The 10,412-nt window shown below is 74.6% G+C and carries 2 protein-coding genes; both read left to right on the forward strand.

The annotated features are described in order from the left end of the window. The first annotated feature begins 38 nt into the window (after positions 1 to 38). Entirely contained in the window at positions 39 to 8,825 is an 8,787-nt protein-coding gene (locus ABEA87_RS41950; RefSeq protein WP_345639378.1) for an SDR family NAD(P)-dependent oxidoreductase, read from the forward strand. Between the two features lie 9 nt (positions 8,826 to 8,834). Next, a partial coding sequence (locus ABEA87_RS41955; RefSeq protein WP_345639379.1) for a type I polyketide synthase occupies positions 8,835 to 10,412 on the forward strand: 1,578 nt, incomplete at its 3' end.

The raw sequence follows: 10,412 nt of genomic DNA on the forward strand, positions 1-10,412 counted from the left end.
ATTCGCAGGGTGAGATTGCGGCGGCGGTGGTGGCGGGGGTGTTGTCGTTGTCTGATGGTGCGCGGGTGGTGGTGTTGCGGTCGCGGTTGTTGTTGGGGTTGGCGGGTTCGGGTGGGATGGTGTCGGTGGCGGCGGGGTTGGGTGTGGTGGAGCCGTTGCTGCCGGCGGGGGTGAGTGTGGCGGCGGTGAATGGCCCGTCGGCCACGGTGGTGTCGGGGCCGGTGGATGGACTCGTGGAGTTTCGGGAGCGGTGTGAGGGGGTGGGGCTTCGGGCGCGGGTGTTGCCGGTGGATTACGCCTCGCATGGTCCGGCGGTGGAGGTGTTGGAACACGAACTTGTCGAGGTGCTGTCCGAGATCCGGCCTCAGCCGGCCACGGTGCGGTTCTTCTCGACGGTGACGGGTGGTTGGGTGTCGGGTGAGGAGCTGGATGCGGGGTATTGGTATCGGAATCTGCGGCAGCGGGTGTTGTTGGATCGGGCGGTTGAGGTGTTGGTGGGTGAGGGGTTCGGCGTGTTTGTGGAGTGTTCTGCTCATCCGGTGTTGACGGTGGCTTTGGGTGAGCGGGATGGGGTGCACGCGGTGGGTACGTTGCGGCGGGATCAGGGTGGTTGGCGGCAGATGTTGACCGCGGTGGGGCAGGCGCATGTGTTGGGGGTGCCGGTTGATTGGTCGGTGGCGTTGCCGGGCCGGTATCCGCACGTGGACCTGCCGACGTACCCGTTCCAGCACGAGCCCTACTGGCCGCCGGTCTCTTCGGCCGCCGGCGACCCGGCCGGGCTCGGCCTGACCCCCACCCACCATCCGCTGCTCGGCGCGGTCATCACGCTGCCGGACCAGCCCGACACGTACCTGTTCACCGGCCGGGTCGACACCCGGTCGCACCGTTGGCTCGCCGAGCACGAGGTGGCCGGCACGGTCCTGTTCCCGGGTACCGCCTTCGCCGAGCTGGCGCTGCACGCCGGCGACCACGTGGGCAGCCCCGAACTGCGGGAGCTCACCCTGCAGGCCCCGCTCACGCTCTCCGGCGGGCCGGCCACGCTGCGGGTCACCGTCGGCCCGTCCGAGGACGGCGAGCGCGCGATCGCCATCCACTCGCAGCCGGCGGACGATCCCGGCGCGCCCTGGACCGAGCACGCCGCCGGCCGGCTGGCCGGTTCCGTGCCGGCCACCGGCTCAGTGCGGGCCACCGGGGAGGCGCCGGACGTCCAGGTGGCCTGGCCGCCGGCCGACGCGGTGGCGATCGACCTGGACGGCTTCTACGAGCGGCTGGCCGAACACGGCGTCGCGTACGGCCCCCTGTTCCGCGGCCTCATGGCCGCCTGGCGGCACGGCGACGAGTTGCTGGCCGAGGTGGCGCTGCCCGGTGAGCCTGGCGGTTACCTCCTGCACCCGGCGCTGCTCGACGCGGCGCTGCACCCGATCGCCCTGTTCGACCAGGACAGCACCGATCTGCGGCTGCCGTTCAGCTGGGCGGGTGTGAGCCTGCACGCGACCGGTGCGGCGACCGTGCGCGTCCGGCTCACCCGGCTGGGTTCCGACGCGATCCGGGTCGCCGTCGACGACCCGACGGGCGAGCCGGTCCTCACCGCCGAGTCGCTCACGCTGCGGGCCGCCCCGGCGCGGTTGGCGTCCGCCGTACCGGTCGCGGACACGATGTACGAGCTGGACTGGGCGCCGGTGCCGGCGGAGGTCGCCGAGCGGCCGCTGCGCGTGGCTGTGCTCGAGTCCGGCCGCCCCACCCTGACCGACCCGGACGCCGTCCTGCTTCCGGTCGACGACGATGCCGAGGCCGTCGCCGAGGGGGTGCTCGCGGTCCTGCAGGGCTGGCTCGCGGAGGGCCCCGCCAACGTGCCGCTGGTCGTGCTGACCCGCGAGGCCGTGGCGGTGGAACCGGGCGAGCCGGTGGACGGCTGGGCGCAGGCGCCGGCCTGGGGCCTGGTGCGCAGCGCCCAGGCCGAGAACCCCGACCGGTTCGTGCTGGTCGACGCCGGGGATGGCGTCGATGACGAGCGCGCGGTCGCCCTCGCCCTGGCCTCCGGCGAGCCGCAGTGCGCCGTACGCAACGACACGGTCTTCGCCCCCCGGCTGGCGCACGCCAGGAGCCGGCTGGCGGTGCCCGACCACGGCGGCGCCTGGCGGCTGGACACCGGCAACGCGGGCACCATCGCCGGACTCGCCCTGCACCCGCTCGGCGAAGCGCCCGAACCGCTGGGCGAGGTCGAGGTGCGCGTCGCGGTTCGCGCGGCGGGCCTGAACTTCCGCGACGTCATGATCGCCCTCGGGGTGTACCCGGGCCAGGCCCGGATGGGCGGCGAGGCCGCCGGCGTGGTCACCGAGGTCGGCGCCGGGGTCACCGGCATCGCCCCCGGCGACCGGGTGATGGGGCTGTTCACGGGCGCGTTCGGCCCGTCGGCCGTCACCGATCACCGGCTGCTCGTGCCCATGCCGCGCGGCTGGTCCTTCACCAGGGCCGCCGCCCTGCCGGTCGCCTTCACCACCGCCTACTACGGCCTGTTCGACCTCGGCGGGCTGGCCGAGGGCCAGTCGGTGCTGGTACACGCGGCGACCGGCGGCGTGGGCATGGCCGCGGTGCAGCTGGCCCGGCACTACGGCGCCACGGTGTTCGGCACCGCCGGGCCGGCCAAGCAGGGCGTGCTCGCCGACCTCGGTCTCGACGAGGCACACCGCGGAAACTCGCGCACCCTGGACTTTGAGCGGCACTTCGCGGCCACCACCGGCGCCGGCGGCGGCGTGGCCGGCGATGGTGTTGACGGCGGTGGCGTGGACGTCGTGCTGAACGCCCTGGCCGGCGACTTCGTCGACGCGTCGCTACGACTGACCCGGCCGGGCGGCCGCTTCGTGGAGATGGGCAAGACCGACGTGCGCGACCCGGACGAGGTGGCGCGGCGGCACGACGGCGTGCGGTACCGGGCCTTCGACCTGATCGAGGCCGGGCCCGAGCGCCTCCAGGAGATCCTGTACACCCTGTTGGAGCTGTTCGAGTCGGGCGCGATCACTCCGCTGCCGGTGCGCGCCTGGGACGTGCGGCAGGCTCCGGAGGCGTTCCGCCACCTGAGCCAGGCCCGGCACATCGGCAAGAACGTACTGGTGATGCCGCGCACGCTCGACCCGGACGGGACGGTGCTGATCACCGGCGGTACCGGCATGGTGGGCGCGCACACCGCCCGGCACCTGGTACGCCAGCACGGCGTGCGGCACGTGCTGCTGCTCAGCCGCAGCGGCCTGGACGCGCCCGCCGCGCCGGGGCTCGTCGACGACCTGAGCCGGGCCGGCGCCTCGGTCACCGTCGAAGCCTGTGACGTGTCCGACCGGGCCGCCCTGGCCGAGTCGCTGCGCCGGATCCCGGCCGAGCACCCGCTGACCGCCGTGGTCCACGCCGCCGGCGTGCTCGCGGACGGCATCCTGCAGGCGCAGGACGAGCAGGGCCTGCGCCAGGTCATCGGTCCCAAGCTCACCGCCGCCCGGCACCTGCACGAACTCACCTCCGGCGCCGACCTGGCGGCGTTCGTGCTGTTTTCCGCGGCGGCCGGCATCTTCGGCACCGCCGGGCAGGGCAACTACGCCGCCGCCAACACCGGCCTGGACGCGCTCGCCGCCCACCGCGCCGGGCTCGGCCAGCCGGCCGTCTCGCTCGCCTGGGGCCTGTGGGCCCAGGGCAGCGGAATGACCGGGCACCTCGGGGAGGCCGACCTGGACCGGATGCGCCGCGGCGGCATGCGCGGCCTGTCGGTCGAGGAGGGCATGGCCCTGATCGACCTCGCCCTGGCCCGCGGCGACGCCCTGCTGGTGCCGGCCGCGCTGACCTCCGGGCGGGACGGGGCCCCGGCGCACCCGCTGCTGCGCGGCCTGGTGCGGCCCACCCGCCGGGTCGCCGCCGCCACCGCCGGGTCGGGTGGCCTCGCGGACCGGTTGCGCGCGCTGAACCCGGCCGAACGCGACCGCCGCCTCCAGGACCTCGTGCACGACCAGGCCGCCGCCGCGCTGGGCCGGGGTGGCGCGGACGGGCTCGACCCGACCCGTTCCTTCCGCGACCTCGGCTTCGACTCGCTGATCGCGGTCGAGTTGCGCAACCGGCTGGCCACGGCGACCGGGCTGCGGCTGCCGGCCACGCTGGTCTTCGACCACCCCACCGTCGCCGACCTCGCCGCGCACCTGGCGGTCGAGCTCGGGATCGAGTCGGTCGCCGCGGTGGCGAACGGCGCGGTGGCGCCCGCTCCGGTCCAGCCGGCCCCGGTCGACGACGACCCGATCGCGGTGGTGGCCATGGCCTGCCGCTACCCGGGTGGGGTGTCGTCCCCTGAGGACCTGTGGGAACTGGTCTCCGGTGGGGTCGACGCGATCGCCGGCTTCCCGCTCGACCGTGGCTGGGACGTCGAGCACCTGTACGACCCGGAGCCGGCGGTACCCGGAAAGGTTTCCACCCGGGAGGGCGGCTTCGTCTACGACGCCACCGGGTTCGACCCCGAGCCGTTCGGCATCGCCCCGCGTGAGGCGCTGGCCATGGACCCGCAGCAGCGACTGCTGCTGGAGACCGGCTGGGAGGCCTTCGAGCGGGCCCGGATCGCGCCCTCCGCGCTGCGTGGCACCCGTACCGGCGTGTTCGTCGGCGCCACCAACTCCGGGTACGGCGCCGGTGCCAGTTCGGACGGCCTCGAAGGGCACCTGATGACCGGCAGCACCACGTCGGTGGCGTCCGGTCGCCTCGCGTACGTCTTCGGGCTGGAAGGCCCGGCCATCACCGTGGACACGGCCTGCTCGTCGTCCCTGGTCGCGCTGCACCTGGCCGCCCGGGCACTGCGCAACGGCGAATGCGATCTCGCGCTGGCCGGCGGCGTGACGGTGATGCCCGCGCCCGGCGTGTTCCTGGCCTTCAGCCAGCAGCGCGGCCTCGCCCCGGACGGCCGGTGCAAGCCGTTCGCGGAGGCGGCCGACGGCACCGGCATGGCCGAGGGTGTCGGGCTGCTGCTGGTGGAGCGGCTGTCCGACGCCCGCCGCCAGGGCCACCCGGTGCTGGCCCTGGTCCGCGGCAGCGCGGTCAACCAGGACGGTGCCTCCAACGGGCTGACCGCCCCCAGCGGGGCCGCGCAGCAACGGGTCATCCGTGCGGCGCTCGCCGACGCCGGCCTCGCCGCCGCGGACGTCGATCTGGTCGAGGCGCACGGCACCGGTACCCGGCTCGGCGACCCGATCGAGGCGCAGGCGGTGCTGGCCACGTACGGCCAGGAGCGCACCGACCCGGCGTGGATCGGTTCGATCAAGTCGAACCTCGGCCACGCGCAGGCGGCGGCCGGCGCGGCCGGCGCGATCAAGGTGATCGAGGCGATGCGGCACGGCACGCTGCCACCCACCCTGCACGTCGACGCGCCGACCTCCCAGGTCGACTGGTCGGCCGGCTCGGTCGAACTGCTCACCGAGGCCGCCCCCTGGGCGCCGGAGCGGGTGCGCCGCGCGGGCGTCTCCTCGTTCGGCATCTCCGGGACCAACGCGCACATCGTCTTCGAACAGGCACCGGCCCAGGCACTGGAAGACCGGGCGCCCGAGCCCGGCGGCACGGTCGCCTGGGTCCTGTCCGGGCACCGGCCGTCGGTGCTCGCCGCCCAGGCCGGACGGCTCGCCGCCCACCTGGCCGACGACCCGGCGGTACGCCTGGCCGACGTCGGGGTCACGCTGGCCACCGCCCGTACGCACCACCGGCACCGTGCCACCGTCGTCGGCGCCGACCGGTCCGGCCTGATCGCCGGCCTCGAGGCACTCGCGAGCGGCACCCCGGCCGCCGAAGTGCACACCGGTGAGCCCGTGCGCGGCCGGCTCGCCATGGTCTTCACCGGTCAGGGTGCGCAGCGCCCGGGCATGGGCCGCGAACTCGCCGCCCGGTACCCGGTCTTCGCCGCCGCCCTCGACGAGGTTGCCGCCGCCTTCGCGCCGCACCTGCCGCGACCGCTGCGCGAGGTGCTCGACGACGACGCGGTCAACCAGACCCGCTACACCCAGCCCTGCCTGTTCGCCATCGAGGTCGCCCTCTTCCGCCTGCTGGAGTCCTGGGGCGTGCGGCCCGACCTGGTGGCCGGGCACTCGATCGGCGAGCTGACCGCCGCCCACCTGGCCGGCGTCTTCGACCTGTCCGACGCGGCCCGGCTGGTCGCCGCGCGCGCCGAGCTGATGCAGCAGATGCCCGCCGGCGGGGCGATGTTCTCCATCGCCGCCACCGAGGACGACGTGCGCGCGGCAGTCGAGCGGTTCGAGGGACGCGTCGAGATCGCGGCCGTCAACGGTCCGCGCGCCGTCGTCGTCTCCGGTGACGAGGACGCCGCGACCGAACTCGCGGCCGTCTTCGCGACCCAGGGCGTACGCACCAAGCGGCTGCGGGTCAGCCACGCCTTCCACTCCCGCCACGTCGACGCGATGCTCGACCGCTTCGCCGAGGTGGCCCGCGAGATCGAGTACGCGCAGCCGCGGCTGCCGGTGATCGGCGACGAGGCCGGCGACCTCCGCGACCCGGACTACTGGGTGCGGCACGTGCGCCGCCCGGTGCGCTTCGCCGACACCGTGCGCGCGCTGGCCGACGGCGGAGCCGCCGTCTTCCTGGAGGTGGGTCCGGACCGCACGCTGGCCGCCATGGTGGGGGACTGCCTGACCGAGCCCGTGGTCGCCATCCCCACCCAGCGTTCCGGGCGGCCCGAGGAGGAGACCGCGGTCACGGCGCTGGGTCGCCTGCACGGCGCGGGAGTCCCCGTCGACTGGGCCGCGTTCTACGCCACCCACGACGCCCGCCCGGCCGACCTGCCCACGTACGCCTTCGACCGCCAGCGCTTCTGGCTGGACAGCACTCCGCCCACCGCCCGTGCCGCGACCCCGGCCGCCACCGGCCGCCGGTACGAGCTGACCTGGCAGCCCATCACGCTCGCCGACCGGACGCTGACCGGCCGCTGGCTGGTCGTCGCGGCCGACGGCGCCGATCCGCGCCCGGCGAGCCTGCTCGCCGAGGCGCTGCGCGGGCGCGGCGCGGAGCCGGACCTGGTGACGATCGGGCCGGACGCCAACCGGAGCGCGATCGCCGCCCTGCTCGGCACCGCCGCGGCGGAGGCCACCGGGGTGCTCTCCACGCTCGCCCTCGGCTGCGACGGTCCGGCCGCGCTGCGGGCCACCCTGGCCCTGGTGCAGGCGCTCGGCGACGCCGGCAGCGGCGCTCCGTTGTGGTGCCTGACCCAGGCCGCGGTCGGCGCCGGCGACCAGCCGCCCACGGCACCCGACCAGGCCACCCTCTGGGGCTTCGGGCGCGCCGTCGCGCTGGAGGCCCCGGCCCGCTGGGGCGGCCTGGTCGACCTGCCCGCCGACCTCACCGGGTCGGTGGCCGCCCAGGTCGCCGCGGTGCTCGCCGGCGCCGGGGACGAGGACCAACTCGCCGTTCGGACCGACGGCGTACTCGTGCGCCGCGTCACCCGAGCGACCACCGATCGGCCCGCCGCCGACCGCTGGCGCCCGCGCGGCACCGTGCTTATCACCGGCGGCACCGGCGCGCTCGGCGCCGAGGTCGCCAGGCTCGCCGCCCGTAACGGCGCCGGCCATCTACTGCTCACCAGCCGTCGCGGTCTGGACACCCCAGGAGCGACGGAACTCGCCGATGAATTGGCAACGCACGGCGCGAAGGTGACGATCGCCAAGTGCGACGCCGCCGACCGTACGGCGATGGCCAAGGTGCTGGCCACCATCCCGGCCGAAGCACCTCTGCGCGCGGTCATCCATACCGCGGGCGTCGGTCAGCACGGCCCCGTCGAGTCCCTGACCCCCGGGGACTTCGACGGGGCGCTGTCCGCCAAGGCGGACGGCGCGGCAAACCTCGATGAACTCCTTGGTGACACCGAACTGGACGCGTTCGTCCTGTTCTCCTCCATCTCCGGATTCTGGGGCAGCGGGGAGCAGGCGGCGTACAGCGCGGCCAACGCGTACCTGGACGCGCTCGCCGAACGGCGGCGCGCCCAGGGACGCGTCGCCACCGCGATCGCCTGGGGCCCGTGGGCGGGCGGCGGCCTGGCCGGCGACGCGGACACCGTACAGATGCTGCGCAGGCGCGGTCTGCCGCCGATGGAGCCGGGTACCGCGATGATCGAGTTCGAGCGCGCGGTGACCGGCGGCGACACCGTGGTCGCCGTCGCCGACGTGGACTGGGCCCGGTTCGCCCCCGCCTTCGCGGCGGCCCGGCCCCGACCGCTGTTGGACGGCATCGCCGAGGCCCGGGCCGCGCTCGGCGATGAGCCCGACGACGACACCGGCGGCCAGGCCCCGCTCGCCGAACGCCTCGCCGGCCTGACCGGCCAGGCCCGCGACGCCGCGCTGCTCGAGGCCGTACGCGCACACGTCGCGGCCGTCCTCGGACACGACGGCGCGGGCGCGGTCGAACCGGACCGGGCGTTCTCCGAGCTCGGCTTCGACTCCCTGATGGCGGTGGACCTGCGCGACCGGGTCGCCGCCGACACCGGCCTGCGGCTGCCCACCACGGTCGTCTTCGACCACCCGACCGCCCGCGACCTGGCGGGGCGGCTTGGCGTGGAACTGCCCGGAGGCGGCGAGCCGGTCACCGGCGATGTGCTCACCGAGCTGGACCGGCTGGCGACCGCGCTCGACGCCGCCGGCACCGCCGCCCCCGGCGGCCTCGACCCGGCCGAGGTGACCCACCGGCTGCGCGACCTGCTGGAGCGCTGGCAGGATCGGCACGACACGTCGCCCGCGATGGCCCGCGACCTCGCCGCGGTCAGCGACGACGAACTCTTCGGCTTTATTGACAGCACCTTCCGGACCTCGTGACGGGAAGCCATGTCCAGCAACGAGCAGAAACTTCGTGAGTACCTCCGGTTCGTCACCGCCGACCTCGCCGAGACCCGGGAACGACTCCAGGAGGTCCGGCAGCGCGACCATGAGCCCATCGCGATCGTGGCGATGAGCTGCCGCTATCCGGGCGGCGCCGGGACACCGGAGCAGCTGTGGCGGCTCGCCACCGACGAGGTGGACGCGATCAGCGACCCGCCCGGCGACCGCGGCTGGGACCCGGCCACGCCACTGCGCGGCGGATTCCTCGCCGAGGCCGGCGACTTCGATGCGGCCTTCTTCGGCATCTCGCCGCGCGAGGCGCTGGCGATGGATCCGCAGCAGCGGCTGCTGCTGGAGACGATGTGGGAGCTGCTGGAGAACGCCGGGCTGCCCGAGCGGACGCTGCGCCGCAGCGACACCGGGGTATTCGTCGGCGGGGCGGGCTCCGGGTACGGCAGCAGCGAGTCCGCGCGTACCGAGGACGTCGCCGGCTACCTGCTGACCGGCAACGCCACCAGTGTCATCTCCGGCCGGCTCTCCTACCAGTTCGGCCTGGAGGGCCCGGCCGTCACGATCGACACGGCCTGCTCGTCGTCGCTGGTCGCGCTGCACCTGGCGAGCCAGGCGCTGCGCCGCCGCGAGTGCGGCCTCGCCGTGGCCGGTGGCGTGACGGTGATGTCCACACCGGACACCTTCACCGAGTTCCTGAAGCAGGGCGGTCTCGCGACCGACGGCCGGTGCAAGTCGTTCGCCGAGACGGCCGACGGCACCGGGTGGAGCGAGGGCGTCGGCCTCATCCTGCTCGAACGACTCTCCGACGCGCAGCGGCACGGTCACCCCGTCCTGGCCGTCATCCGGGGATCGGCGGTCAACCAGGACGGTGCCTCCAACGGTCTGACGGCACCGAACGGCCTCGCCCAGCAGCGGGTGATCCGGGCGGCCCTGACCAACGCCGGCCTGTCCACGGCGGACGTGGATGTGGTGGAGGCGCACGGTACGGGTACCCGGTTGGGTGATCCGATCGAGGCGCAGGCGTTGTTGGCGACGTATGGGCAGGATCGGCCGGAGGATCGGCCGTTGTGGTTGGGTTCGGTGAAGTCGAACATCGGTCACACCCAGTCCGCGGCCGGGGTGGCCGGCATCATCAAGATGGTGATGGCGATGCGCGACGGGGTGCTGCCGCGCACCCTGCACGTCGAACAGCCGTCGAGCCGGATCGACTGGACCGCGGGCGCGGTCCGCCTGCTCACCGAGAGCCGGCCCTGGCCGGTCGTGGACCGGCCGCGGCGCGCGGCGGTCTCCGCCTTCGGCATCTCCGGCACGAACGCGCATGTGGTGCTGGAACAACCGCCGGTGGCCGTACCGCAGGAGGAGTCTGTCCCCGGTCCGGTCGCTCAGGACGCCTCGGTCTCGGCCGCCCAGGGCGCTTCGGTTTCGGTGCCGTGGGTGTTGTCGGCTCGTAGTCGTGGTGCGGTGGCGGATCTGGCGGGTCGGTTGTTGCCGTTGGTCGATGGTGGGGATGCGGTGGCGGCGGGGTTGTTGAACCGTGGGTTGTGGGAGTGCCGGTCGGTGGTGTTGCCGTCG

The organism is Rugosimonospora acidiphila, assembly GCF_039543385.1.
Classification (GTDB): domain Bacteria; phylum Actinomycetota; class Actinomycetes; order Mycobacteriales; family Micromonosporaceae; genus Rugosimonospora; species Rugosimonospora acidiphila.